At 37.4% G+C, this 25,807-nt stretch carries 23 protein-coding genes and 2 tRNA genes; 6 read left to right on the top strand and 19 right to left on the bottom strand.

Features of this window, described 5'->3' with window-relative positions:
* Positions 1-154: 154 nt before the first annotated feature.
* From ACFX5U_RS04610 to ACFX5U_RS04585, 6 genes are all read right to left on the bottom strand, one after another.
* Positions 155-228: transfer RNA gene (locus ACFX5U_RS04610), tRNA-His, on the bottom strand.
* Positions 229-529: 301 nt separating this feature from the next.
* Positions 530-2,308 (bottom strand): long-chain fatty acid--CoA ligase, encoded by a 1,779-nt coding sequence (locus ACFX5U_RS04605; RefSeq protein WP_038696657.1) that lies wholly within the window; start codon positions 2,306-2,308, stop codon positions 530-532.
* Between the two features lie 222 nt (positions 2,309-2,530).
* Positions 2,531-3,028, bottom strand: a complete 498-nt coding sequence (locus tag ACFX5U_RS04600; RefSeq protein WP_400262620.1) for a thioredoxin family protein — start codon at positions 3,026-3,028, stop codon at positions 2,531-2,533.
* 79 nt (positions 3,029-3,107) lie between these two features.
* Complete coding sequence (gene fbp / locus ACFX5U_RS04595; RefSeq protein ID WP_038696653.1) at positions 3,108-4,124, bottom strand: class 1 fructose-bisphosphatase; 1,017 nt, start codon at positions 4,122-4,124, stop codon at positions 3,108-3,110.
* Positions 4,125-4,156: 32 nt separating this feature from the next.
* Complete coding sequence (gene pckA / locus ACFX5U_RS04590) at positions 4,157-5,725, bottom strand: phosphoenolpyruvate carboxykinase (ATP) (protein WP_038696652.1); 1,569 nt, start codon at positions 5,723-5,725, stop codon at positions 4,157-4,159.
* 264 nt (positions 5,726-5,989) lie between these two features.
* On the bottom strand, positions 5,990-6,364 hold the full coding sequence (locus ACFX5U_RS04585) for a YkvA family protein (RefSeq protein ID WP_400262619.1): 375 nt from the start codon (positions 6,362-6,364) through the stop codon (positions 5,990-5,992).
* Positions 6,365-6,502: 138 nt separating this feature from the next.
* Between ACFX5U_RS04585 and ACFX5U_RS04580 the strand changes: the two genes are divergently transcribed.
* The gene (locus ACFX5U_RS04580) at positions 6,503-6,694 is read left to right on the top strand and encodes a hypothetical protein (protein ID WP_038696650.1); all 192 of its coding nucleotides are present in this window, start codon (positions 6,503-6,505) and stop codon (positions 6,692-6,694) included.
* A 50-nt stretch (positions 6,695-6,744) separates the two neighbouring features.
* On the opposite strand, the gene ACFX5U_RS04575 is transcribed toward ACFX5U_RS04580, so the two are convergent.
* The 4 genes from ACFX5U_RS04575 to ACFX5U_RS04560 all read right to left on the bottom strand — a co-directional run bounded on the left by ACFX5U_RS04575 (position 6,745) and on the right by ACFX5U_RS04560 (position 9,849).
* On the bottom strand, positions 6,745-8,199 hold the full coding sequence (locus tag ACFX5U_RS04575) for a L,D-transpeptidase family protein (RefSeq protein ID WP_400262618.1): 1,455 nt from the start codon (positions 8,197-8,199) through the stop codon (positions 6,745-6,747).
* A gap of 162 nt (positions 8,200-8,361) precedes the next feature.
* Complete coding sequence (locus ACFX5U_RS04570; protein ID WP_038696646.1) at positions 8,362-8,781, bottom strand: SH3 domain-containing protein; 420 nt, start codon at positions 8,779-8,781, stop codon at positions 8,362-8,364.
* A 20-nt stretch (positions 8,782-8,801) separates the two neighbouring features.
* Positions 8,802-9,296 carry a BON domain-containing protein gene (locus ACFX5U_RS04565; protein ID WP_280569942.1) on the bottom strand — a complete coding sequence of 165 codons (495 nt, stop codon included), beginning with the start codon at positions 9,294-9,296 and terminating at the stop codon, positions 8,802-8,804.
* Positions 9,297-9,384: 88 nt separating this feature from the next.
* Positions 9,385-9,849: a GreA/GreB family elongation factor gene (locus tag ACFX5U_RS04560; RefSeq protein WP_235212355.1), complete on the bottom strand. Its 465-nt coding sequence runs from the start codon at positions 9,847-9,849 to the stop codon at positions 9,385-9,387.
* Positions 9,850-9,995: 146 nt separating this feature from the next.
* Here ACFX5U_RS04560 and ACFX5U_RS04555 point away from each other — a divergent pair.
* Positions 9,996-10,083 (top strand) — tRNA-Ser (locus tag ACFX5U_RS04555).
* A 405-nt stretch (positions 10,084-10,488) separates the two neighbouring features.
* On the opposite strand, the gene ACFX5U_RS04550 is transcribed toward ACFX5U_RS04555, so the two are convergent.
* The 3 genes from ACFX5U_RS04550 to ACFX5U_RS04540 all read right to left on the bottom strand — a co-directional run bounded on the left by ACFX5U_RS04550 (position 10,489) and on the right by ACFX5U_RS04540 (position 12,018).
* The gene (locus tag ACFX5U_RS04550; protein ID WP_400262617.1) at positions 10,489-10,647 is read right to left on the bottom strand and encodes a hypothetical protein; all 159 of its coding nucleotides are present in this window, start codon (positions 10,645-10,647) and stop codon (positions 10,489-10,491) included.
* Positions 10,634-11,278 (bottom strand): NIPSNAP family containing protein, encoded by a 645-nt coding sequence (locus tag ACFX5U_RS04545; protein ID WP_400262616.1) that lies wholly within the window; start codon positions 11,276-11,278, stop codon positions 10,634-10,636. The genes ACFX5U_RS04550 and ACFX5U_RS04545 overlap by 14 nt, the downstream gene beginning before the upstream one ends.
* 515 nt (positions 11,279-11,793) lie before the next feature.
* The gene (locus tag ACFX5U_RS04540; RefSeq protein WP_038696638.1) at positions 11,794-12,018 is read right to left on the bottom strand and encodes a CDGSH iron-sulfur domain-containing protein; all 225 of its coding nucleotides are present in this window, start codon (positions 12,016-12,018) and stop codon (positions 11,794-11,796) included.
* Between the two features lie 370 nt (positions 12,019-12,388).
* Here ACFX5U_RS04540 and ACFX5U_RS04535 point away from each other — a divergent pair, with 370 nt between their 5' ends.
* From ACFX5U_RS04535 to ACFX5U_RS04520, 4 genes are all read left to right on the top strand, one after another.
* Positions 12,389-12,793 (top strand): hypothetical protein, encoded by a 405-nt coding sequence (locus tag ACFX5U_RS04535; RefSeq protein WP_400262615.1) that lies wholly within the window; start codon positions 12,389-12,391, stop codon positions 12,791-12,793.
* A gap of 122 nt (positions 12,794-12,915) precedes the next feature.
* Positions 12,916-14,199: an efflux RND transporter periplasmic adaptor subunit gene (locus tag ACFX5U_RS04530; protein ID WP_400262614.1), complete on the top strand. Its 1,284-nt coding sequence runs from the start codon at positions 12,916-12,918 to the stop codon at positions 14,197-14,199.
* Positions 14,200-14,215: 16 nt separating this feature from the next.
* Positions 14,216-17,311 carry an efflux RND transporter permease subunit gene (locus tag ACFX5U_RS04525; RefSeq protein ID WP_400262613.1) on the top strand — a complete coding sequence of 1,032 codons (3,096 nt, stop codon included), beginning with the start codon at positions 14,216-14,218 and terminating at the stop codon, positions 17,309-17,311.
* A 10-nt stretch (positions 17,312-17,321) separates the two neighbouring features.
* Positions 17,322-18,500 carry a TolC family protein gene (locus tag ACFX5U_RS04520; protein ID WP_400262612.1) on the top strand — a complete coding sequence of 393 codons (1,179 nt, stop codon included), beginning with the start codon at positions 17,322-17,324 and terminating at the stop codon, positions 18,498-18,500.
* A 139-nt stretch (positions 18,501-18,639) separates the two neighbouring features.
* Here the strand turns inward: ACFX5U_RS04520 and ACFX5U_RS04515 are convergent, their stop codons facing one another.
* From ACFX5U_RS04515 to ACFX5U_RS04490, 6 genes are all read right to left on the bottom strand, one after another.
* Positions 18,640-19,311, bottom strand: a complete 672-nt coding sequence (locus tag ACFX5U_RS04515; protein WP_400262611.1) for a hypothetical protein — start codon at positions 19,309-19,311, stop codon at positions 18,640-18,642.
* A 160-nt stretch (positions 19,312-19,471) separates the two neighbouring features.
* Positions 19,472-21,325, bottom strand: coding sequence for a cytochrome-c peroxidase (locus ACFX5U_RS04510; RefSeq protein WP_400262610.1), 1,854 nt, complete (start codon positions 21,323-21,325; stop codon positions 19,472-19,474).
* Between the two features lie 29 nt (positions 21,326-21,354).
* The gene (locus tag ACFX5U_RS04505; RefSeq protein ID WP_400262609.1) at positions 21,355-21,657 is read right to left on the bottom strand and encodes an alkaline phosphatase family protein; all 303 of its coding nucleotides are present in this window, start codon (positions 21,655-21,657) and stop codon (positions 21,355-21,357) included.
* The gene (locus ACFX5U_RS04500; protein WP_400262608.1) at positions 21,590-22,699 is read right to left on the bottom strand and encodes an alkaline phosphatase family protein; all 1,110 of its coding nucleotides are present in this window, start codon (positions 22,697-22,699) and stop codon (positions 21,590-21,592) included. The genes ACFX5U_RS04505 and ACFX5U_RS04500 overlap by 68 nt, the downstream gene beginning before the upstream one ends.
* Before the next feature lie 318 nt (positions 22,700-23,017).
* Positions 23,018-24,856 (bottom strand): UbiD family decarboxylase, encoded by a 1,839-nt coding sequence (locus ACFX5U_RS04495; RefSeq protein WP_038696625.1) that lies wholly within the window; start codon positions 24,854-24,856, stop codon positions 23,018-23,020.
* Between the two features lie 77 nt (positions 24,857-24,933).
* Positions 24,934-25,737, bottom strand: coding sequence for a hypothetical protein (locus tag ACFX5U_RS04490; RefSeq protein ID WP_400262607.1), 804 nt, complete (start codon positions 25,735-25,737; stop codon positions 24,934-24,936).
* Between the last annotated feature and the right edge of the window lie 70 nt (positions 25,738-25,807).

Here is a 25,807-nt window from a genome sequence, read left to right as displayed (position 1 = left end):
CATCAATATATGTACCAACATTTGCGAGCAATATGCACATGATGATGCAAAAGGTATAATACTTAAAACGAATAAAAAAGTAGGCTAATGATGAAGGAATATGGGATTTGAAATCGTATAAAAAACAAAAGCCAGTACTTTCGTACTGGCTTCGGGTAAATGATGGGGCTCGAACCCACGACCCTCGGTACCACAAACCGATGCTCTAACCAACTGAGCTACATCTACCATGTTTGTGCTACAAAAGTAGTACATTTATTGGTATTTAAAAACTGTTTATCATATTTTTTAACAATAAATTATTACATCGTTCATAATTAAGATTTTAAATTTAATTTAAAAATTAATCACCTCAATTTACAGGTACTATTTCACGAATTTGGACCACAAAAATGAAACTAAATGGAAGTACTCAGCACCTAAATTTAAATTTTAACATTAAATAATCCATTTAAAAATGGTTGAACAGGTATTTTAAATCAAAAAAATATCCCAAATCTAACCTAAGGATATGACTATTTCTTGAAATTTAATCGTCCGAGTTTTGATATAGCTGATCGTACTCTTGCTTATATTTCTTTAAGATTACCTTTCGCTTTAGTTTGAGTGTCGGTGTCAATTCACCCCCATCAATTGTAAATTCATCTGCAATAATCATGGGTCTTTTTATTTGTTCCCAATTACCGAAGTGTTGGTTTGCAATTCGAACCTCTTGATTTATTTTCTTTATGATTTTATCTTGCTTCAAAAATTCTTGTTTAGATAAATGTACAAGACCCGGTTCTTCCGACTTAGCCCAATCCATGAGGTGTGCATAACTAGGAACGATAAAAGCAGAGGCAAATTTCATTCCATCACCCACGACCATTGCTTGTTCGATAAACTTAGATTCTACCAGTTTTTTCTCAATAGGTTGAGGCGTGACATACTTTCCGCCCGATATCTTAAAAAGCTCTTTTTTACGATCGATGATTTTTAAAAATATACCATCTTCCCAAGCCCCAATATCACCAGTATACAACCATCCGTCAATAATGGTCTTATTGGTTTCTTCTGGGTTTTTATAATACCCCATCATCACATTTGGACCTTTGACTAAAATTTCCCCATCCTCCGCTAATTTTATCTGAACATTTTTTACTGCTAACCCCACTGTGCCCACACGGATACCTTTCAAATAATGATTTACCGAAATAAGTGGCGAAGCCTCTGTCAAACCATAGCCCTCATAAATGGGAATTCCAGCGGCCAAAAACACACGAGTCAATTTACTTTGTAATGATGCACTACCAGATGCAACTGTTTGTAATGCCCCACCAAGACCTTCATACCATTTATTCAGTACCAGTTTTCGAGCAAGGTTTAATTTGAGGTCATAGACGAAACTTCTTTTTGCTGGATTCGGATCATACTTTTCCCCTACCGATACTGCCCAGTCAAATATTTTACGTTTTACACCATGCAGATCATGCCCCTTTTTGATAATCTTTTCATATACTTTTTCCAATATCCTAGGAACCGCGGTCATGATATTGGGCTTTACTTCCATTAAATTTTGACCAATCTTATCAAAAGATTCTGCAATATATACGGTAATACCAATATACAAATAGGTGTAGATTACCATCCTTTCATAAGCATGACAAGGAGGTAAGAATGTTAAGCCTCTATCGTATGCTTTACAGGGCGTGATCTCTTCTGCAGACCTCACATTTGCGATGATGTTATCATGAGACAACATCACTCCCTTTGGCTTCCCTGTAGTACCAGAGGTGTATATCAAGGTGGCGAGGTCTGAAGACTTCACTTGATTCTTCAGTTCTTGTACATGTCCATCCTCCACTTGTGCACCAATCTGTACCATTTCATCCCAATTACGCACTTGGTCGTGCGAAGCAATACAAAAGATATACTTTAAGGTGTAAATTGAATCTTTGAGATTCACGATTCTTTGGTAAAGACTTTTAGTACTAACAATAGCAACTCTAATCTCTGCATCATTAAAGATATACTGATAATCAGCATCTGTAATATTGGGATAGATTGCGACTACTACTGCTCCAATTTGTTGGATTGCAAAATCTATGATGTGCCATTCCACGCTACTTTCCGCTATCAATCCGACCTTTTCATTGGGCTTAACACCTAATGTTATTAAACCCTTTGCTATCGCTTGGACTTTATCTAAAAATTCTTGAGTCGTAATCGTCTCCCATTCCCCATTTATCTTATTCGAAAACATGGTCAGATCCGGATATAACTCCAACTGCCTTTCTGCCAAATCAAATATTCTCAATTTTTCTTCCATGATTACTTTTCCTAAAAACACTTGCGAAACCCTGCAAGAATATCTCTTAAACAACATGTCAAGAGAATAAGTTTACAAAACTAACCAATTGTTAATAGAAATATAATCTCCAAATACGATATCGTCCTAATCGCTATTCCATGACCTATACAAAATGAATCTATAAAAAAACAAAAAGGGCTTTAGAATATACCCTAAAGCCCTTTTATTGCTGTATTATATTTATTTTTTAGCCCAAGTTGTGAAAAACTGCATCACTTTCGCCTTATCATAACTTTTACCGTCTTCAAAGCCGCCACTTTCCTGTATTTTCAACACCTTACCGTTGCTATCCAGCACGATAAAAAATGGATAACCTAATTTTAACGAATCAGGAACATATTTTTTGAACACATCTTCATTTTTGTTCTCTTTCGAGTAATTGAGATGATAATACAAATAATTATCTTGCAGATACTGATTGATTTCTGGTGTTTTATGAATATAATCATTGAAGCGCAAACACCAGATGCACCAATTGCCACCTGCTTGAATAACGATATGCTTAGACTCTTGACCAGCTTTCGCAATTAACTTTTGTAGATCTTCCTCTGCATTAGCTTCTGGATGATATGGATAATTCAATGTATCCTTCTCCACGATTGAATTGACTTGTGCTGCTGCCTTTTGGACACTAAAACAAACCAAGCACAGCATGATAATCCCTATAACCTTTTTCATATAATAATGATTCGACTGAAATATAAAATCAAATTTAAGCAAAGGATATCTAAATAAGGAACAACTTAGCCCAGTTTATTTACACATTTAATGATGATTCAAGTTCCATACTATAGAAATATTCAACCTGCTCCACCATTTTCCTACTACCGATGACTATGGGGATACGCTGATGTAATGCTGTTGGTTGAATAGTTAAGATACGATCGCTACCAGTAGTGGCCTTCCCCCCTGCCTGTTCAATTATAAAAGCCATCGGATTGCACTCGTACATCAACCGCAGCTTCCCATTGGGAAAAGATAAAGTTTCAGGATAAATAAACACCCCTCCACGGATTAGATTACGATGCACATCTGCCACCATAGAGCCGATATAACGTGACGTATAAGGACGTTTTGAAGCCGAATCTTCAATCTGACAATATTTTATATAGTTTTTGATTGCTTGTGGGAATTTTATATAATTCCCTTCGTTGATAGAGTAAATCTGTCCATTTTCCGGTATTTTCATATTTGGATGAGACAAACAAAACTCCCCTATAGAAGGGTCCAAAGTAAAGCCATTTACGCCATTGCCGGTTGTATAAACAAGCATGGTCGAAGAACCATAAATAATATATCCGGCAGCTATTTGTTTTTCACCCTTTTGCAGCAGATCATCAGCCATTGTTACCTGTTCTGTACTTGCTCTTCTATAGATTGAAAAAATAGTACCAACAGAAACATTCACGTCAATGTTTGAGGAACCATCCAAGGGATCAATACAGACGATATACTTTGCGTTTTTGGAGACATCACCTTTTGATAAGTCGATTCCAAATTCATGCTCCTCCGAGGCTACATAGCAGCACTCTCCCCCCTGTTGAAGAGCCGATATGAATTGAACATCGGCATATACATCCAATTTTTGCTGATCTTCACCTTGTATATTCATATCACCACAAGCACCGAGCAGATCTGCTAACCCTGCTTTATTGACTTCACGGTTTACTAATTTTGCTGCTATGGCAATATCTCTTAATAAACGGGATAACTCCCCCTTTGCAAATGGAAAATCTGCTTGCTTTTCAATTATAAATTGACCTAACGTCTTCATATATCAAATTATTGATTTAATAACGGCTGATATTAAACAGTTGTAAAGTAGGTATCTTGGTATTTTTTGAAATTATTTTCAAAAAGTACTTTTAAAGATTTAGCCTGTTCGTCATAAGCCTCATCATTTCCCCAGAGCTGCTTGGCATCTAAAACCTGCTTAGGAACAGCTTCGCAAAATGTCGGGTATTTCAATTCAAATACCGGATGCACATCCATTGGGAATTCTTCCAATTCGCCTGATAAGGCCGCTTGGATCAAACTACGTGTATAGGATAACTTAATTCTTCTACCAACACCATATGGTCCACCGATCCAACCGGTATTCACTAACCAAACTTTAGTTTTGGGGTTGTGCTTTAATTTATCGCGCAAGAGTTCGGCATATTCCATAGGATGCAAAGGCATGAAAGCCTGTCCAAAGCATGCTGAAAATGTAGCAGTCGGCTTTGAAACACCCATTTCTGTCCCCGCTACCTTTGCCGTATAACCGTTGATAAAATAATACATGGCTTGCTCCACCGTTAATCTAGATATTGGCGGAAGAACACCAAACGCATCAGCCGACAAAAAGAATATATTATTAGGTGCACTCACGAGCTTGACATCGCGATAAGATGATATATAAGACAAAGGATAAGAAACACGCATATTTTCGGTTATCTCTGAATCCTGAAAATTAGGTATTGCTGTACCCTCATGAAATTTAACATTTTCCAGTAAAGACCCCGACTTAATTGCGCCACAGATTTCGGGTTCATGCTGAGGGTCCAGCCCTAAGCATTTCGCATAACAGCCCCCTTCAAAATTAAATATTCCTTTATCGGACCATCCGTGCTCATCATCACCTACTAAATAACGATTTACATCGGCAGATAGCGTAGTTTTTCCTGTACCAGAAAGACCAAAAAACAAGGCCGTATCTCCATCTTTACCCACGTTAGCCGAGCAGTGCATGGATAAAACACCATCTTCAACAGGTAGTATAAAATTTAAAATTGAAAAAATACTTTTCTTAATCTCTCCAGTATAACCCGTGCCAATGATCAAAACGACATGTCGGCTAAAATCTATAGCCACACAATTTGAAGCATTGAGGCCCAGTTGCTGAAAATCCGAGACCTGCAGATCTGAAGCCACGAGTACTGTCCAATCCACTTCCGAATTTTCTATACCTGCTGCTTCAATAAACATGTTGGAAGCAAAAAGATCTTGGGTCGCCTTTGTCGATACTACTAAAATGTGTTTGGCCAGGTCATCACTCGACACCACTTGACAATCTCTTACAAAAAGCTCTTTAGCGGATAAATAAGCAGTGGTCAGATCATACAATTTATTAAAAACATCTTTGGATATCGCTTGATTAACATCATTCCAAAAAACTCTATTTTCGGTGATTTCATCCTTTACGAGATAGCGATCCTTAGGCGATCTTCCTGTAAATTTTCCTGTCAAAATATTCAAAGCTCCATTCTCGGCTAGAGAAGCTTCTCCTTTTTGAATAGCATATGCCGTGAGTGCAGTTCTATCCAATTGACAAAATACTTCCTTAGGCTGGTGGATACCTAAAGCAGCTAACTGTTTAATCTTTGATAAAGTCATACTTTTGTTTTAAAATATTGACCAAATCTAGCTAAATATAATAGATAGATAAAAACAAAATTTAGCTTATTGTTTAATCTACACATTTCAAACACGCTCTAAATCAAATAATTATGATTTAAAATAAAATTGAAACTTTTTTAAAAAGCTAAAATAAAATATTAAAACATGCTAAAATAAAAAGCAACAATAGCGGTTAAAAAAAAGCCCTTGCTGAATGATTTCAACAAGGGCTTTTTTGCTATCTATTTTCGAGTTAACACATTAATTTTCTGCAGGTAAAACCTGCTTTTTAAACAGCTTATATTTTGATATTTCTTCCGATAATTTTGTTATAGCATATCCGATTATGGTAATATCATCTACCCATCCCAATACCGGAATTACGTCCGGTATAGCATCTAAAGGCGACACCACATAGGCTATTGTAGCCACAATAACCGATAAATTCCATTTATCCATTTTATAACGCCCCGAAAATGTGTCTTTACACATGGCAATCAAAAGTCGAAAATCTTCTTTTCGCGCATCTAAATTTTGAGATTTTACCTCAGCATTTTCGAGATCTCCTGCTGTAATTTTATGTGTTTTAAATACTTCAAATAAAGTTAAGGCTTTACTTAAAAATCGTTTCTTCATCTGTTGAAATTATAAAGTTCAAAATACTAAGACGTATATAATGCAAAAAAGTTTAATCTTAACTCCTGCATTTAGACATCATTACTCATATTATCTATTTTCAGTAAAATACAAAAAGGTTACTAAACAATTAAAAACATGTCAATAGAGACAGATTCTTATTTATTATTAGTAGCTTTAGTAAGAAATATTATTATTCACTTAAACATAACTGTTATGGCTAAAGAACAAAATGCGGTAAAGAATGATAAAAAGAAAGCTGAAAAGACGCTAAAAGAAAAAAGAGCTGAAAAGAAAACTAAAAAAGCGACTAAAAGCAAATCTGAATAAAATAAAATCCCCTTTATATCAAAACGTAAAGGGGATTTTATTTTATCGCTTTACTCTTTAATTACATATTTATTCAGCGCAACTCTTAACCTTTCATCATAACCATAAATATCTGGGAAGTGCTGAATTTTATTATCTCCATCCAACCAAGTGGTATAATAAGATAAATAAACCGGAACCCCTTGTTTCATTTTAACCCATCTTGAGTTGTTTACAGAATCTTTTATTTCAGTCGCAATCTTAGAAGCCTCTTTTTCATTATTAACCAAAAAAGACGCCAAACTAGTAGGATCTTCAACCCGAACACAGCCATGGCTTAAAGCACGGTTACTAACTTTAAACTTCTGTTTTGCAGGAGTATCATGCAAATAAATCGCATAAGGATTAGCAAAGATAAATTTGATATTTCCCAATGAATTGTCAAAACCAGGATTTTGTTTAAACTTAAAATTTTCAACAGAATCTGCTTGCCAGTTGACGTTATATGGATCTACAAGCTGTCCCTTCAGATTATAAACAACCATATTTCGGCTTTCAAGATAACTAGGGTTGGCTCTAACACTTCTTAATAACTCTTTTTTAACAATACTGCTCGGTATATTCCAAACAGGATTCACCTGCATTCGGTCCAATGTACCGCTCATGATCGGTGTTTCATGGTTTTCACCAGTTTTAGCATAAGCTTTATTCTCCGTTTCACCTACACATACATTCATGATCTGCTGCATGGCCCCGTCGTCAATCATCTGCAGCTTCATTTCAGGAATATTGACAAACACATATTTCTCAGGAAAGTCCTGCCCCATCCAGCGCAATCTTTCCATCGTCATCAAAACATCATTATAGTCCTCAGAACGAACATTTCCCTCGGTTAATAGTTGTTGAAATTTCTTATAATAAGCGTTCGTTGGCTGAGCTTCATGGATTACTTCCGAAACAATGAGATTACTATCCAATAATTGTTTTGCTTTATTTAAAGAATAGCGACTATGCTCAACAAAGTATCTTCCGTAAAGCCTTTTGGGGTTAACAATACCATTCTCCAACATGTTAACGTAAGCAACTAACGCATCAGAAGATAGCAATTCAATTTTTGCCAATACAGTATAAGCCTCATCCAAGTCTGCTATATTGTTCTTTTTCAACTTATGCAGTGCATTTTGAATTTCTTCTGTATGAAAAATGGATGATTTAATACCATGTTCATCTGCCCTATTCAAATAATATAGCAAAGTATCCGTACCACCAGTAAGCAATTGGCCATGTATCCAAGTAAATCCTTTAGTTGAATCCGCGATTTCACTCATCCATTTTGGATTAAAAAAACGAATCTTTTCGTTTTTTAATTCCCTTTGTACAGCAGTAAAGTACGCTGTACTATCAAAATCTTTAAATAGTTTTTGGTCATAAGATGATGCCAAAATATCGCCGAAAGTAGGCGGTTTTGTTTGACAAGAACTAAAAGACAGTAAAATTAAAAGACATCCAAATACAAGATTTCGCATAATATAATTAAGATATTGCTCAAAAAATCAAAGATAACAATGTTTCAAATGATTTTGAAATTAGTTCTATAGGGAGCAACAATTGTGGTGGTTCCGCTACAGCCTAAAAAACAACAAAGCCTAAAATAAAAATTTTAGGCTCTGTAAACACATATAATTAACTTACACAGTCTGCAAATACTGCGCATAACAATATCCTTCTTCATTATCCTTTGTGCGAACAAGCCACCATTGGTCATTCGCCTTGCTAATAAGGGTTATTATCTCGTCTTTAGCGGCTTTTCCAACAATTTGTTGGTCAGTACCCGGGCCTTTACGAATATTCAAATTTGAGCTATCAGTAATGACCTTAACTTGGCTGCCTGGGACTTCAGTTGCCACTTCAACATCCATTACGACATCTCCAGTAGCAAAATTAGGATCTATATCGCCATATATTTCCCACAATTTATTTTTCACTTCTGCAGTAGGCGCTGTTCCTCTAATCTGTAAAACACCATCTCTTTCAGCAAAATTCAAGTCATTAATTCCTGATGATTTCGCAGTATCTAATAATACTTTATATTTTTCTTCTAAAGCCATAATATTCAATTTTGAAATGATTAATTAGTAGTAACAGCACTCAAATCCACTCTCTTCGGATGTAAATTATCTAAAGCTTGTTTAAGTGTTACTAACTTAGCTTTTTCAATGTTTCCAGTTACCGATATTACACCATCTTTAACAGTAGCTTTTACAGTTGGAAAATCTTTTGTTGCATCAACGATACCTTTTGCCAAGGATTCATCCACTGTATTAACAGAAATTTCTGCTGGCGCAGTTACTTGAACTATAATATTATTAACCACAGACTTGATTGATTTATCAGCTGTTTTAACATCTGTCTCAATTTGTGATTTCTCGGACTCTGAAGATGCAAAACCTTCTAGCGTTACGACCGCATCCTTAACTGAAGTTGTAATACCTTGATGTCCGCTTATTACTGTTTCCACCTTAGCCTTCAGATCAGCGTCAGAAATTTTTGATTTACACGAGGGCATTGCAACAACTAAAGTGCCCGCCAACATTAACATTGGAAATACTCTTTTTAATTCCATAATCACAGTTTTTATTTTGTCAAAAGCCTAAATATTAAATAGACACCTTGATAAAACAATTAAAGCTGCAAATAGTTTTATTTCCAGATTAATTTATAGCAAGTACATGCTGTTCTACATTATTAAAAGAAAAAGATTCCCCAATTTTCTTTTTTAGAAGCAATTTACCGATTGGTGAAAGATTTGAGATAACAAACACTTTCTCCTTATCAATAGGCACTACCCCTATGCTAATCGCAATAAAATAAACCCCCAAATTTGTATTGACAATACTACCATTCTGAACAAAACCTAAGGGCTTAGGTTGCGACAATCCATTCAAAATAGATTCATCTTTTTTAGCTTCTGCTAATTGCATTTGACATCTCGCGATATCCTGTTGCATCATTTCCCGAGTTGTTTCGTATTTATCGCCCGCACTACTTTTCGTATCATCAGTACTTGCCTCATGAGCTGATTTTAATGCCAGTTCTAAATTCGCAATCCGATCTTCAACATGCAATTTACATGCTGCCATTAACGATGATCGTAATAAAGTATAATCCTTCTCCATGTTTGCAAACTAGGGATAAAGATTTAAAGAAAAAAATCAAAATTAAAGTGACTTTAAAACAATAAGATACGGCTTGAAATGGATTAAAAAGGCCATAAATGTTAAAATAAATTTGGTAGCACCGTTAAAATTTGTACTTTTGTCGCGGAGAGCTGGCAGAGTGGTCGAATGCGGCAGTCTTGAAAACTGTTGACTGTCATAGGTCCGGGGGTTCGAATCCCTCGCTCTCCGCCAACAAAAAATAAAGCCCAACTGCAAAGTTGGGCTTTTGTTGTTTATAAGATTTTGTAAGCTTGCTTAAACAAAAGCTATAAGCAACAAAAAAATGAGCGAAGTGAATGGCTTTATTTTTTGATGAAGCCTCCCCCATTTAGGGTTCATAGAATAATCCCTCGCTCTCCGCCAACAAAAAACAAAGCCCAAAGCAAAGTTGGGCTTTTGTTGTTTATAAGATTTTGTAAGCTTGCTTAAACAAAAGCTATAAGCAACAAAAAATGAGTGAAGTGGATGGCTTTTTTTTGAATAGCACCTTTAGTCAACGAAATTAAGGTATGAAATTCTACTTTGAGCCTATCCCAATTGCAAAAGCCGCACTGCCAGTGACAATACTGCTTACACAGCAATCGTAATCGGGATATCTTATATATCCGAATAATCGGTTGGATACAGAAACCAGGTATTCCCTTTAGAGACATTATTCTGATACTCGGGCATTGCAGAAAGCTTTTTCCAATAATCGTCCTTTCCAAATGCATCCCAGTGCTTGTCACGATCAGCACGGTTCTCAAAAGTAGTCATATACATCAGGTTCGGCATAGAAACTGCCTGCAACCACCTGTCCATAAAATACAGCATTAAAACCCAAACGCTTAAACAACCCAACCTCATCACCTGAATTAAACATATCAATCTTATTGGTCGAGATGTTCTCTGTCGGACCTTCATAACTCCTCAGCTCATAAACTCTATCCTTTTTTACCGCACTTAGATTCGGAAGACCGAACCTCGGGTTCTTTTCAAATGCATTCAGCAGGATTGTCTCCAATCTGTTGTACGGAGGATCATTATGTTTGGCATCTAGATAGTCGGCACCATTCTGCTGATATTTCTGATCTTTGTTTAGTTTTGCATCCAGCTTAAAAAAATCATCATGTGAGGTAAACGGAATCAGTACATAGATCAGCTTCTCTTCACCCGCCTTACTGTCGTCAACAATGGGCTTAAATACACCAACACTGGATATACCCGCCCTGTGCAAGGCAGGAAGATAAGCATCCTTTAAAAACTGATCCACTCGACTCTCCTGCTCAGCAGTCTTCAGGTGATAGATTTTAATCTGGTAAAAATCAAGCTTTGCAGCTGCCTTTGAAATCTGTGGTACCAGTACAGCAAGCAGCATAGAAAATAACAGTAATACTTTCTTTGACATATGGTTTAATATTTGGTTTGTATGTGAATAAAGATTAAAGTTAATAAATACCTTTCTTAATGTATTACTCAAAAGTATTAATCATACTAAAGAAATCAGCCTCACAATAACTTCTTCAGATTATCTTCCATTAAATTCTAATCTTAAAGGGACCTGAAGGATAGCAGCTACTAGATTAATTAAATAATTAGTGAGTTATAATAGAGATATAACAGAGGTTTTATAGTGTTTTACCTCTATGAACCCTCTAGAAACCCTCTATTACTACTGTATTTACCCACTGTTATATAGAACGCATTTCCGAATCAGGATTTAACTTGATAAGGTCAATACTTTTCCAGCATTCTCTTAATCACCTATCAAAATAGCGTTTCAAAAAGGTAACCAACTATCTTAGAAAATCTCTAACTCATGGTTTGAAAAAAAAACACCCATCTGCAACGCTTAACATTGTGCAGATGGGTATCGTATATTTATAATAATGACTCGTAATCAAAATAGATTACACAGCATGCTTATACTTTCTTTGGAGGAAGGTCAAAAGCAATCGCTTCATGTTCAAAGTGACCATTATGGGCACCATCGCAAAAAGGTTTGTTTTTAGATAATCCACAACGACAGATTGAAAGTACTGTTCTGCCCTGCAAACCATATGCATCACCATTTCTATCAACGATTTCGAAATCGCCTTCTATTTTTACCGATCCATTATTGTTAATGGTAAGTTTCGTCTTCGACATAGCTATTTAATTAATATTCTATACAAAACTAGGGATAATGAAATGACTTTACACAATCTCGTTCCTATTTAGAAGCGTTCCTTTTAACAAGCGGAAACATGTTTAGTTTTTCCTAAATAACTTTTGGATAAACCAGCATCGGCACATACCGCAATAACCATAAGTTTGCAACATCTATATGACCAAACCGTAAAACAATAAATAATTACCTATATTTCCAGTAAAAATCATTCCTTGATGGAAGAGGAAAAATCGGTAATTGCATAGCATTCATGAGTCCTAAATAAAAAGACTCAAACGAATAAATTTACTTGATGTGACACAATTAAAACTGTAATTAAGATAAATTTATCTAAATTTGGAAATATTTATGAAATTCAAAAGGCACTTATTCAGTACAACAATAGCGACGATACTCTTATTATTAAGTATCACCATGCCCCATCACCACCATGGGCTTGCGACTTGCTTTACTGTAGAAGAATGCATCGATTCCGTAGCTGAAAATCGCGATTCACAAGAAACCGAACCTTGTGTCCTTGAAAAGGAATTTCTAACCACAAACAACAATCAGGATCTTGAATTTAAATTATCTGATTGGGATTTTTACAAGCAGCTGAATTTTTTGGTAGCTTATTTTTTTCAGGAATATTATAACCAGCAAGAAAACCTCTCCGCTACAGATAATGGGGGGCTATATGCTTATCAATATCCAATTTACTATAGATTGTATTCCCTTAGCATGGGTTTACGAGCTCCCCCAGCTTATTCTTAAACAATCCGAACAAAAAAGAACAACGTGCTCATATAGCAGTTGTTAATTCACTTTATTATCGATTTTATTTTTGATACATCGACCTCATAGAGCGTCGCGTATCTTCCTATATCTATACAAAAATGCGTATTAAGTTATATGCTTTCTGCCTTTTTATGGCTGGAACTATCTTCGTTCTGTCGTCTTGCCAAAGCACAGAAGCAAAAAAAACAGAAAAACAAAGTATTAAACAGGATGGACATGACCATGCTGAACACGACCATAGCCATGAAGGACACGAAGGTCACGATCATGAAGGACATAACCACAGCCATGACGACGGAGAGAAAGTCGCTAAAGATAGCCATGCTGGTCATGACCATAGTAGTGAAGAAGGCCATTCCGACGGTGAAATCATTTTCACAGAAGCACAGGCAAAAACAGCACAATTAAAAACAGAAGTAATTGAATTACGTGATTTCCACCGTGTCATCCGTACCAGTGGTCAGATCGAAAATGCAGTTGGCGATGATGTCACCGTAGTGGCGACCACCAATGGTGTGGTATCCTTTAGCAAGTCAAACTTTACAGCAGGTAGTGCCATCAAATCGGGCGAAAATCTATTGGCCATTTCCTCTAAAAACCTACTTGAAGGTGACCCAACCAACAAAGCAAGTGCCGAATACGAAAGTGCTAAAAATGAATGGGAAAGAGCACAGAGCCTAATAGAAGATCAATTGATTTCACAAAAAAATTATCAAGATGCTAAATTGCGCTTTGAGAATGCAAAAACAACCTTCAATGCATTATCTGCAAACCGCAGCAGCAATGGTGTGCTTGTGAAAGCACCGATTGCCGGATTTGTTAAAAACAAATTGATCCAAGACGGTGACTACGTAACCGTAGGACAGCCAATTGCTACGATTACGAAAAACAAAAAGCTGCAGCTTCGAGCAGATGTAGCAGAAAAATACTTCAGCGATATGCATAGCATCAAAACCGCATATTTCCGTACTTCTTACGATAACAAAACACTGAAATTAGAACAACTCAATGGACGACTCGTCTCCTATGGTAAAGGCATCGAGAAAAATTCATTTTACATACCCATGTTATTTGAATTTGATAATGTGGGCACCGTTCTTCCGGGTGCATATGTCGATATATCGCTCATTGCACACCCTATTCCGCAGGCGCTCACCGTACCAGTATCTGCATTAACCGAAGATCAGGGCGTATACTTTATATATCTAAAAAAAGGAAAAGAAGTATTTAGCAGACAGGAGGTCAAAATAGGTCATAGTGATGGAGAACGTGTTTTGATTACTTCAGGACTAAACAAGGGCGAAGAAATCGTAACAAATGGTGTTTATCAGGTCAAGATCGCAGCAAATGCATCGTTGATTCCTGAAGGTCATGTACATTAATTAAGGAATCAACAAGATGTTAGATAAAATAATTAAATTTTCACTGAACAACAGATTAGTTGTGCTAGTGGCGTCTGTCTTATTGATGATTGCAGGTGTATATACTGCAAAAAACATGGAGGTCGACGTTTTCCCAGATTTAAATGCGCCAACCGTCGTTATCATGACTGAGGCTAAGGGTATGGTACCAGAGGAGGTGGAACGATTGGTTACTTTCCCTGTCGAAACCGCCATTAATGGTGCAACAGACGTACGTCGTGTACGCTCCAGTTCCACCACAGGATTCTCCGTAGTGTGGGTAGAATTTGAATGGGGAACCGATATTTTTAAGGCCAGACAGATCGTATCCGAAAAATTGACGGTTGTTCAAAATGACTTACCAGATAATGTGGAGAATCCCACATTAGGTCCACAGTCCTCTATATTGGGAGAGGTCATGATCATTGGGCTTCAATCCGACAGTACCTCGCTCCAAGAGTTGAGAGCATTGGCCGATTGGACAATACGTCCTCGTCTATTAGCTACGGGTGGAGTCGCACAAGTCGCCGTATTGGGGGGTGATATCAAAGAGTACCAAATTCTTCTCCATCCCGAAAAGATGAAACATTATAAAGTATCCATGTCCGAAGTAATGGATGCTGTAAAGTCAATGAATCAAAACGCAACGGGTGGAGTACTTTACGAATATGGTAACGAATACTTGGTTCAGGGGATTATCTCCACCAATAACTTAGAAGAAATCAGTCTTTCGGTCATCAAATCGATTAACAATACACCTATTTTATTATCTCAAGTTGCCGAAGTACGTATCGGAAACAAGGAGCCTAAAATAGGTTTAGCCTCGGTGAAGGGAAAACCTGCGGTATTGATCACCGTCACGAAACAACCGAATACAGGTACGATCGAACTGACCGAAAAAATAGATATGGCGTTGGAAGATTTAAAGCGAAATCTACCTGATGATATACAAATCTCATCAGATATCTTCCGTCAATCGCGTTTTATCGACAGTTCGATAAATAATGTCAATAGCGCGCTGATTGAAGGCGGTATATTTGTCGTCATTATTCTATTCATCTTTTTGATGAATGTACGTACGACCTTGATTTCTCTAGTTACCATTCCCCTATCGCTCGTAGCTTCCATACTGGCACTCAAAGGAATGGGACTTACGATCAACACCATGAGTCTGGGTGGTATGGCTATTGCTATCGGCTCGCTTGTGGATGATGCCATTGTCGATGTCGAAAATGTCTTCAAACGCCTTCGAGAAAACAGGCTATTGCCTATTCAACAGCAGTCCCCTCTACTGAAGGTCATTTACGAAGCTTCACGAGAAGTGCGCATGCCGATCTTAAACTCGACACTCATTATCATTGCTAGTTTTGTACCCCTATTTTTCCTTTCTGGGATGGAGGGACGTATGTTGGCACCATTGGGTATAGCTTTTATCATCGCACTTGCTGCCTCGACAGTTGTGGCGCTGACTCTTACCCCCGTATTGTGTAGCTTTTTACTCAACTCAAAATCTGAAAGTTCGAAAAAAGAACCTTGGGTAACTTTTCATCTAAAAAGAGTATATGAAAAATGTTTGCTCTGGAGTTTGAAATACAAAAAAAGTATCATAGCCGTGACCGTCGTTATCTTTATGGTATCGTTGGGTTTATTCTTTACGCTTGGAAGAAGTTTTCTTCCTTCTTTCAACGAGGGTTCTCTGACCGTCAATGTCAATACATTACCGGGTGTATCTCTTGAAGAATCGGATAAAATCGGTAATCTGGCGGAGAAAATATTGTTGTCAATTCCTGAAATAAAAACAACAGGACGAAAGACGGGGCGTGCAGAACTAGACGAACATGCTTTAGGGGTGAATGTTTCGGAGATTGAAGCTCCATACGAGCTTTCGGACCGGACACGTGAAGAATTTGTTGCTGATGTTCGCGAACAGTTGAATCTTATCCCTGGAGTTAGCCTGGAGATCGGTCAACCGATATCGCACCGCATCGATGCCATGCTATCAGGGACGCAAGCTAATATCGCGATAAAAATATTTGGGTCAGATTTGCATCAACTCTATGAAATTGCCAATAAGATTAAAGGCTCAATTGGTGGCGTTGATGGACTTGTCGATCTGAATGTCGAACAACAGATCGACAGACCGCAGTTGAAGATAAAACCAAAACGTGCTCTTTTGGCCAAATACGGCATTACGCTGCCGCAACTTTCAGAGCAAATCGAAGTGCTACTAGCAGGAACGGAAGTATCCAGTGTATACGAAGGGAATCAGGTTTATGACCTGACCGTAAAAGTGAACCCGGACCATCGTACTAATATGGAATCCATAAAAAACCTGATGATAGATGCCAATGGCCAGAAAATTCCATTGGAGCATGTCGTGGACATCACTTCTTCTACTGGTCCTAACACCATCAATAGAGAAAATGTATCCCGCAAGATTGTCGTCTCTGCCAATGTTGAAGGACGCGATTTAAGAGGTGTCGTTAATGATATACAAGAAAAAATCAAAACAGATGTACCCTTACCAGAAGGATATAGTATTGAATATGGTGGGCAATTTGAAAGTGAACAGGCTGCCTCGCGTATCCTACTTCTCACTTCGATATTCTCCATTGCAGTCATTTATTTGCTGCTTTATAATGAATTTAAGAGTGCTAAACAATCGTTTTTAATTTTGGTCAATCTTCCTTTAGCATTAATTGGCGGCATTTTGACGCTATTCTTTACAGGTAATGATCTGAGTATCCCTGCCATCATCGGATTTATATCGCTATTTGGTATCGCTACTCGGAACGGTATGCTACTGGTATCACGATTCAATGATCTGCAACAACAAGGTATGAGCGTCATCGACAGTGTCATTCACGGTTCGACGGACCGTTTAGCTCCTATCCTCATGACAGCTTTCACCTCGGCACTTGCCTTGATACCGCTAGCAATGGGGGGAAGTCTACCCGGTAATGAGATCCAAAGCCCCATGGCACAGGTACTACTTGGCGGATTGATAACCTCTACACTGCTCAATGCTTTTATTGTACCGATTGTGTACACCATGATGGGCAAAAAAGAAAAAAATACAATAACATTAGATTAATTCGGAAGACATGAAATATTTAGTTTTCATATTCATCTTATCTCTGAGCTATTCACCCTCATTTGCACAAACTGTCTATGAGCGCATACTACAGGATATAGATCAAAACAATACAAGCTTGCGTGCTTTAAATACGCAAATCGATGCCCTCAAAGTACAGAACTTGACAGGCATTTACCTGAATAACCCAGAAGTAGCATACAGCTACCTCTGGGGGAAACCAAGTGATTTGGGCAAGCAACAAGACCTGAGCATAACACAGGAATTTGATATTGCTACGCTTACTGGCAAAAGGAAAACGCTTGCCAATAGCCAAAACAAATTGGTGGAGTTGGATTACAATACCCAACGGATCCAAATCCTACAAACGGCAAAGGAAAGCATCATTACGGTTATTTATTACAACAATTTAATCGCACAACTCGAAACGCAACAACAACATGCTCAAGAGATTTTCACCCTCTATAAGAAAAAGCTCGCTCTTGGCGATGCTACCATTATAGAGTTCAACCGATCTAAAGTAAATTTAGCCAATATACAAGGACAGATTGCGCAGATTCACACCGAACGAGAACGTACATTAGGGGATTTAAAGCAACAAAATGGTGGTGTTGAAGTAGCAATACTGGAAACCGAGTATCCTTTAGAAGCATTACCTACCCATTTTGAAACTTGGTATGCTGAAGTCATAAAACGCAGTCCAATATTGCAATCGCTTCAACAAGAAATTATCGTCGATGATCAGCATATTGCTGTACAGAAATCGGCTAATCTTCCAACGATCAATGCTGGTTTCGCCCGAGAAAAGATAATTGACGAAGATTTTAAAGGGGTTACTTTAGGCGTATCAATACCGTTATGGCAAAATAAAAACAAGGTAAAACATGCTAGATTAGCAAAAATAGCTTCCGAGGAAAGACTAAAGGATTTTCAAACACAAGCGTTTACGCAATTACAATCCTTATATCAGAAAGCAAATAACGATAAAAAAACAATGGAAATATACCGTAGTTCCATCGATAATAGCAGTACGAACCGATTGTTGAAAAAAGCACTTGATGCTGGCGAAATCACCCTTTTGGAGTATACCGTAGAACAGAATATCTATTACGAAAATTACAGCAAATCGGTAGAAGCACAGCAAAACTACCAGCTTGCACTGGCAAAATTACACGAATTTTTATTGTAATAAATAAGTCCTTAAATGAACTGGAGGCTCATCATCTTAACGTGATAGGCCTCCAGTCTTCATTTCCCCTAAATGCTATAGCAATGGTAGCATGCTATTTTCGTTATTCAAAAATGCTAACCAATCATCAGGCTTAGCCTCAAACTCTTGCTTTAGAAGTTGATATAGTACCACCTCTTTGGCCTCTCCACATTATTAGCAAAAGCACATGCGCAAGTATAGCAATAGGAACAATAATCGTTGGTAGTAAGGCATAGGGATAAACAAGTACCGCCACATTTGGTTGATCAAAACCAAATTGCTGAATGGGCACAGGTGAAGATAGCACACCAATTGAAACAACGATAATCAAAGATAAAATTCCAAGATAATTCCATAATCCAAATACCCAACTCTTTAAAACATCATACTGAAATAGGTAAACGAATAGGAACAAAATACTAGAAAACCCTATTAAAATATCAAAATTCATCCCTTTAAAAGTCATCAATTTAGGAATCATCTTTTCGAGGTATAACGCATATAGGAATAACTCAACAATCACCCTTAAAGACTGAATGACCAACAAGAGCTGGATGTTTAATCGGGTATCCTTTATTTTTCTAAGTAGCAGGGCATTTAAAAGAATAGTGCCAATCAAACCAATGATAAATAACTTTGGATTAGAAATAAAAACACCTAAAAAAGCCAATGAACCTATCATTAATGCCCAAGCTATATTCAGAAGCAAGACTTGTTTATTCCGTCCATTTGCAAAGTAGAAAATCAATATAAAAAGAAGTGTTAAACCTAAAAAAAGAATACTATTCATGTTTTATCTTGAATTTAAAGTACAGTAATTTAAATATGGCCCTAAACTCGCTATCCTTATCAACAATTAAATTGCCATAGGACAAGAAATAATAAATAGAAAATTAAAGACTAGAATCAAATGGCTGATGAAAGGAATGAAAAAATAGGCCTTACCGGTGTTAGAACACGACATGTGTACTTTCCAAACTCTCCATAAACGCAATAACATCCTTTATTTCTTTTTCAGTAAGTTGCAGATTTTCATCAGGAAGCGTTTGATTCGAAAGATTCATTCCTAACCCTACCCCTCCTGCGTTATTATAAAATTCCATTACTTGGTCTAACGTTTCATAAACACCATTGTGCATATATGGTGCTGTTTTTTTGACATTCCGAACAGTAGGTATTTTAAATGCATTTTTATAGGAATCAATACCAATCACACTATAATAGCCTAAATCAGCGTCCAGCGTGGAGTCTGCCAAAGAGACTGGAACACCCAATACTTCTGTTTCGCTCGAAACGTATTTTGGAGGGGTAGCACCATTAAACAAAGGAACGAAATGACAGGTGGCGCATTTCGCTTTCCCCATAAATAAATTAAAACCGTTCAATTCCTGTTTTGATAACGCATCATCATTACCACGCATATAAGCATCAAACCGACTGTTCAGCGTAGTCAAACTACGGATATAAGAAGCTAGGGCATTGGTTACTTGATCCGAACCGATTCCATTTTCTGAGGTGGTAGAAAAAGTCTTTGCGAATAAAGATCGGTATGACCTATCTGCAGAAACATAGTTTATGACCGCCTCCATCGCGCCATCCATCTCGTGTTTGTTACCGATTACATCACGCACCTGATCCTCCAACGTTAACGCTCTCATGTCGTAAAAGTAATTTGATTGTAAAGCTGCGTTGAGTAATGTAGGTGTGTTTCTTGTCAAGAGTTTCGATGGATTATGAATATTGGTGTTTTTAACGAGTCCGTCTGTAAATGCTAAACCTGGATTATGACAGGAAGCACAGCTTCTCGTACCTGTACCCGATAATGCGACATCATAAAAAAGCTTTTCTCCCAACTCCACTTTTGCATCTGTCATATGAAATTCAGGACCGGGAGTAAATGCATCTACATTGAATGCATCGGAATCAAACATTGTTCTTGCCTCCTGCCTAAGCATTCGGTTGTATTTAATTTTACGCCCCGGTAAATCCTGCTCCAGTTGCGCTATCCCAGTACTGACCTTATTTCCAAAGCGTTTAATAAAAAAAGCTCTGTCGAAGGAGTTAAAATCAGGGTGCTGTGAAAGATAAGCAATCGAGGCATCTAGATCTTGTAGTAAGGAAGTTTTTCTCTTTTTATTGATATAAAGAGAAAGGATATCACGAAGACTTTTTAAGGATTCCGAACACTCTTGCATACTGTTCAAAGAAAGTGCATTATCAAATCCAGTGATACCTAAAGCGATTATCCTAAAAACCTCTAACTTGCTAGCATCCAATATTCGCCAATCGGCAAGCTGCTGATCATGGAAATAAGAAATCAGAAATGCTGTATTGGATACTAAATGCCTAACTTCACTGATGAGCTCTTCTTTTCTTGATGTATCGTAATTTGGGTAAATAAACTCCTCAATCACCTGTAAGCCCATTGGATCAATAGCACGTGCTAAAGAAGGGTCTAATAAATCAGCATTCTCAATCTCCTCTACGGGTGGGCCATTTAATCGCTTACTCAAGTCTGCAGAAAAATATTCTGATGCCCATTCAAATTTTTTGAACAACAATCTAGACTTTAAAAATGCTTGCCGAACATTTTGTTCATCAACCTGATTTTTGCCAACCTCCACTAAAAGCGTATCTCTTACATAATCTTGGAAGGATACAAGTTGGTTGAAAACTTCGTTTTGAATTTTTCGCTCACGTGAACTGACATGTGATTGTTCTGTATCTTTCGAATTAATAGAAGTAAAACTTACAATAAAGATTACGATAAACAGAAGCGCTACTATTCCGGCCTTCTTACACATAACATATTCCTCTTCCTGACCAATAATGATTAGTTAAATATCAAAGCATTCCTAAATGGATTTGCATTTTTATCTCGTTCAGCAAGTGGTTCTATCCCCCAACGATGCTCTATAAAAGAAAGAATGCTGACGGTCTCATATTGCGTATGATCGACTACACCTTTTTTGGCAAATGGCCCAATAACAATTGCTGGAATACGGCTCCCAGGTCCCCATCTATCGATAACAGGTGGCGCAACATGGTCAAAAAATCCACCAAATTCATCATAGGTTAAGATAACCAATGCATCCTTTGCGTTTGGACCGTCTAAAACTGCGTTGATCAGATTCACGGCAAGTTCTTCTGATGAATATACTGCAGAAACCACCTGGATGTTCGTCATTCCCACCGCCTGGTTTCACAAAGGAAACGCTGGGAAGAGTACCTTCTTTCGCTGCTTTTATGAAATCATTTTGATCCTTCATATGTTTTCGACCTGCTGTTCCCTCTTCATAATTGGCAAAATAAAGGAAGGGTTCATGGTTATAAGCAAAATTATTTTTCCTTCCTGCCACCGCATCATCCCAACCCTCAGAATACCAAGCCCAAGAGATATCTTTTTCGCTCAAACGATCTCCAATAGTCGGCATCGTCTGGGATGGCAATAATTTGGAAGTGTCCGATTTTGCTGGATAAGGGGCATTTCGTGAAAGAATATGGTTGACAACATAACCATCAGAAGTAACAGCTCCATCTTTTATCATCTTGCCATCAGCATCGAATTTCGCTATTAATGATTCTGGAGCATCCGGCCAAACTGGCGCAGCAGCTGCTATCATATATACATGATTAAAATAAGAACCTCCAAATACGCTTTGAAAAAAATTGTCACACAGTGTGTATTTTTGAGCAATCGGATATAACGGTATTTTTTTCGTGTTATAATAACCCATCGCTAATCCTTTGGTGTCGTTATATAACGCAAACTTGTCCATCTTTCCACCGTTGATTTGCATCTTGTTATGAAAAAACCGATGTGTAACATCAGGTGTTGCTTTGTCTGAAGGAACATACTGATCTATATTAAAAAGTGCGTTGGGGAGATTGGTCGGAAAGGAATTGTTTCGAGGAATTTCAGGAAGATACTGATATGGTTTACCATTCTCGTCAACCTGTGCAAAATTGCCTTTTCTAGCATTTTTAATACCGTTCGCTCCTTTAAACTCTCCATATAGATTATCAAAACTACGGTTTTCCATATAAATTACTACCAGATGCTTAATCTGCCCGATACCTTCATCAAATGAGGTTTCCTGATGTTGGGCTTTTTTACTAGCGCAACTGCTGATGAGCAAAAGAATAAAAAGCATATAAAAAAATCGTCGTAAAGGCATTCCGTTTTATTTTAGATGAATCGATTATAAAAAATTAGTTTAACACAAATTATTGGATTTTCAAATGCTATTAATAGTCCTCGAAATCCCCGTTTTGTATTACAAACATACAGTATTATATTTTATCACCAAGTCTCACAACTAGCATATGGTTAATATTTTATGTATCATTTTACTGACAAAAGTTAAAAAACAACCTATTAAATCCCCTTTAATTTCTATCTAAATAATAAAAGAATTAAACTAAAAAACGGGTATTCGCTTTACTGCAAATACCCGTTTTTTCATGTTTTTAACAATCAATAACTCCGCTACATATTATATAATACCATATAATGAGCCACCTTTTGCACCCAGAGCATCAACCTTTTTTTCAACAGCTGGGTCTTTGATTAAATCTGGTGCATGATGTGGTTTACGTCTGGCATCAATAATAAACGGTCCGTGACAGCCCCAGTGCTTGTATTTTGTAAAGCTATTGACTCCATAGATATCATAAGCTGGATTTGATCTCGTAAAAGTCACCCAAACAAAATTATTCTCATTTGCAGCTGTAAAGTTCGCATCATCTGCCAGTACAATCATTTGGATACCTTCAAAATCGATATCCTTCATCGCTTCACACCAATTCCTCATGACGATTTCTTCTTGCTCATAGGTCGTAAATGCCGCACCATCGACAACAAGAATACCAGGTATAGCCATTTTAACGTTGTTAAATGGTCTTGGGATGTCCAATCCTACTGGAATTTCAGTCTTTAATGTCCTTTTCTTGCTACCTGCTGCTGCAAATACCACTTTCGACCCTGCATTGAGACCATCGCCAGAATAATCCAATGTATCGATGGTTGTATTGGTGTGAAAATGCAAGTCTCTGGAAAGATCGATCCGCTCTAACATATGTTTAAAAAATCCGGAGACATCATATATATCCAATTTGGGATCATCTTCAATAGCGGCAATAAATAAATATTTAGCCAAACTCAATTGATTCTTACCCAATGCTTGATTGGCGATTGTCAAAATTTCTTGGGGACGATCCACCTCTTGGTAAGGTGTATAGCTTTCTCTACCGATAGCAAACAACAGGGGGTGCACACCAGCTGCATCCACAGCATGAACGGCTTGAAGACCATTTATCTCCTTCGGAATTGCTGCTCCTGTAATCTCATGAATCAAATTGCCGAAACTCGTATCTTCCTGTGGAGGTCTACCAACGACAGTAAAAGACCAAATGGGATTTTTCTTATGGTATACATTGTGCACCTTCATCAAAGGAAAAGGATGCGTCAAACTATAGTAACCGATATGATCTCCAAATGGTCCTTCAGGCTTATTTTCATTCGGATAAACAGTGCCTGTAATTACAAAATCTGCGTCTGCTGAGATACAAAAACCTTCGTTATCATAAAAATATCGAAAACGACGATTTCCCAATGCTCCTGCAAATATCATCTCCGATAAGCCCTCGGGTAATGGCATAACTGCTGACAATGGATGTGAAGGAGGTCCTCCTATAAATACGCTGACTTTTAAAGGTCTCCCTAATTGATTTGCTTTCTGCTGATGGATACCAATGCCACGATGCAACTGATAATGTAAACCAATCTCTTTATCTTGAATATAATCATTACCCGAAAGTTGTATGCGGTACATTCCTAGGTTTGCCTGCATGATCCCCGGCTTTGTGATGTCTTCTGTATATACCTGAGGCATGGTGACAAATGCACCACCATCCATAGGCCAGTTGACAATCTGCGGTAACTTGCTTATTTCGGTCTTACCATATAATATAGGCGCATTAGCCTTCTTTTTCCATGGTAAGGCCCCCAATGCAACTGCAGAGGAACTTAAATATTTAAAAGGATTTTTTAAAACTGCGGTAGGGTCCATTTTAACATCGACCAATTTTTTGATATGGTCTAATGTATCTCTAAACATAAATTTAGAGCGATCCAGAGTTCCAAATAAATTAGAGACGGCAGGAAATTCAGAACCCTTAATGTTTTCAAAATATAAGGCAGGCCCTTCTGCGTCGAATACACGCATATGTATGGCTGCCATTTCTAAATAAGGATCAACCTCTTCTTTTATTCGGATTAAATGTCCATGCTGCTCTAGATCGACAACACATTCCGCTAAACTTTTATACCCCATATAGCTGCATTCTATTGTTCTAATACAAAATTAGTAGAATAATCGGCATGAAAAAGTTTTAAACGTTATAATCAGTTTTATTGATCTACCAACATGGTTTGATTCATGGGTGTAAATGTAAAAGGAGCTGTTTTAGACCAAGTGCTGTTATCCACTTCCGACTCGTAACGCATAACGCGTCTAAATTCATCAAAGTTTTCTTTATGAATCTTAAAAAAACGTGTATAGACCAACTTAGCCATCCATTTGCTAATAGCAATAATCTGGTAACCACTGTTTGGATGATTAATCTGCATATATCTTAAAAAAAGCTGCTTACAACTCAGCGACTCCTCCCCTCCCAAATAGATGACCTCACCTATGAAATGTTGTTCCCATGGCATGGTCCTTATCCAGCGATACACATCTAATAAGGGAATAGGTCTAAATCTGAGATTAGCAATCAATCCCCAATAAGGGATATATTTACTTTTGGATAGTTTTCCAAAAATATCACTTAAAATGGTTTCTTTACCAACTGCGCTACTTTGTAAAACAACGGTATATTTCACCCTATACTCTTTAAATAGGTTTTGGATAGCATCAATATAGCTCGAATCCATTAAGCGCGCAATATAGATCACGCGATCACATCCATTATCCTGACATAACTGAATAAAATTGCGAAGAGAAATAAGCTCCATCTGCATATTCAATTCATCGTTCAATCCCGGTACTTGGGTAAAATAAACTCCCAGTTGTAATTTCTTTATAGAGAAATTCATGGGAGTACGATGCGTTTTGAACAAATCAATCTCCAGCAACTTTGCGGTTACCGGTTTCCAGTATGCGCTTATTAAAAAGGGGTAAATTCCTGACCAATCCAGTGACTCTAAATTCATCAGAATTTAGATGGCTGACAGCCCTTCTTCCCAAATATGTATTTAATCCTGTAATTAATACTTCCATGAA

Source organism: Sphingobacterium sp. SG20118 (assembly GCF_044740685.1).
Lineage (GTDB): Bacteria > Bacteroidota > Bacteroidia > Sphingobacteriales > Sphingobacteriaceae > Sphingobacterium.
This window is presented reverse-complemented; position numbering and strand designations above follow the sequence as displayed.

What these genes read in the sequence shown, in the direction of transcription:
- ACFX5U_RS04605 (WP_038696657.1), bottom strand. Translation starts at nt 2,308, where the DNA reads ATGGAAGAAAAATTGAGAATATTTGATTTGGCAGAAAGGCAGTTGGAG.
- ACFX5U_RS04600 (WP_400262620.1), bottom strand. Translation starts at nt 3,028, where the DNA reads ATGAAAAAGGTTATAGGGATTATCATGCTGTGCTTGGTTTGTTTTAGT.
- fbp (WP_038696653.1), bottom strand. Translation starts at nt 4,124, where the DNA reads ATGAAGACGTTAGGTCAATTTATAATTGAAAAGCAAGCAGATTTTCCA.
- pckA (WP_038696652.1), bottom strand. Translation starts at nt 5,725, where the DNA reads ATGACTTTATCAAAGATTAAACAGTTAGCTGCTTTAGGTATCCACCAG.
- ACFX5U_RS04585 (WP_400262619.1), bottom strand. Translation starts at nt 6,364, where the DNA reads ATGAAGAAACGATTTTTAAGTAAAGCCTTAACTTTATTTGAAGTATTT.
- ACFX5U_RS04580 (WP_038696650.1), top strand. Translation starts at nt 6,503, where the DNA reads ATGTCAATAGAGACAGATTCTTATTTATTATTAGTAGCTTTAGTAAGA.
- ACFX5U_RS04575 (WP_400262618.1), bottom strand. Translation starts at nt 8,199, where the DNA reads ATGCGAAATCTTGTATTTGGATGTCTTTTAATTTTACTGTCTTTTAGT.
- ACFX5U_RS04570 (WP_038696646.1), bottom strand. Translation starts at nt 8,781, where the DNA reads ATGGCTTTAGAAGAAAAATATAAAGTATTATTAGATACTGCGAAATCA.
- ACFX5U_RS04565 (WP_280569942.1), bottom strand. Translation starts at nt 9,296, where the DNA reads ATGGAATTAAAAAGAGTATTTCCAATGTTAATGTTGGCGGGCACTTTA.
- ACFX5U_RS04560 (WP_235212355.1), bottom strand. Translation starts at nt 9,849, where the DNA reads ATGGAGAAGGATTATACTTTATTACGATCATCGTTAATGGCAGCATGT.
- ACFX5U_RS04550 (WP_400262617.1), bottom strand. Translation starts at nt 10,647, where the DNA reads ATGACTACTTTTGAGAACCGTGCTGATCGTGACAAGCACTGGGATGCA.
- ACFX5U_RS04545 (WP_400262616.1), bottom strand. Translation starts at nt 11,278, where the DNA reads ATGTCAAAGAAAGTATTACTGTTATTTTCTATGCTGCTTGCTGTACTG.
- ACFX5U_RS04540 (WP_038696638.1), bottom strand. Translation starts at nt 12,018, where the DNA reads ATGTCGAAGACGAAACTTACCATTAACAATAATGGATCGGTAAAAATA.
- ACFX5U_RS04535 (WP_400262615.1), top strand. Translation starts at nt 12,389, where the DNA reads ATGAAATTCAAAAGGCACTTATTCAGTACAACAATAGCGACGATACTC.
- ACFX5U_RS04530 (WP_400262614.1), top strand. Translation starts at nt 12,916, where the DNA reads ATGCGTATTAAGTTATATGCTTTCTGCCTTTTTATGGCTGGAACTATC.
- ACFX5U_RS04525 (WP_400262613.1), top strand. Translation starts at nt 14,216, where the DNA reads ATGTTAGATAAAATAATTAAATTTTCACTGAACAACAGATTAGTTGTG.
- ACFX5U_RS04520 (WP_400262612.1), top strand. Translation starts at nt 17,322, where the DNA reads ATGAAATATTTAGTTTTCATATTCATCTTATCTCTGAGCTATTCACCC.
- ACFX5U_RS04515 (WP_400262611.1), bottom strand. Translation starts at nt 19,311, where the DNA reads ATGAATAGTATTCTTTTTTTAGGTTTAACACTTCTTTTTATATTGATT.
- ACFX5U_RS04510 (WP_400262610.1), bottom strand. Translation starts at nt 21,325, where the DNA reads ATGTGTAAGAAGGCCGGAATAGTAGCGCTTCTGTTTATCGTAATCTTT.
- ACFX5U_RS04500 (WP_400262608.1), bottom strand. Translation starts at nt 22,699, where the DNA reads ATGCCTTTACGACGATTTTTTTATATGCTTTTTATTCTTTTGCTCATC.
- ACFX5U_RS04495 (WP_038696625.1), bottom strand. Translation starts at nt 24,856, where the DNA reads ATGGGGTATAAAAGTTTAGCGGAATGTGTTGTCGATCTAGAGCAGCAT.
- ACFX5U_RS04490 (WP_400262607.1), bottom strand. Translation starts at nt 25,737, where the DNA reads ATGAATTTAGAGTCACTGGATTGGTCAGGAATTTACCCCTTTTTAATA.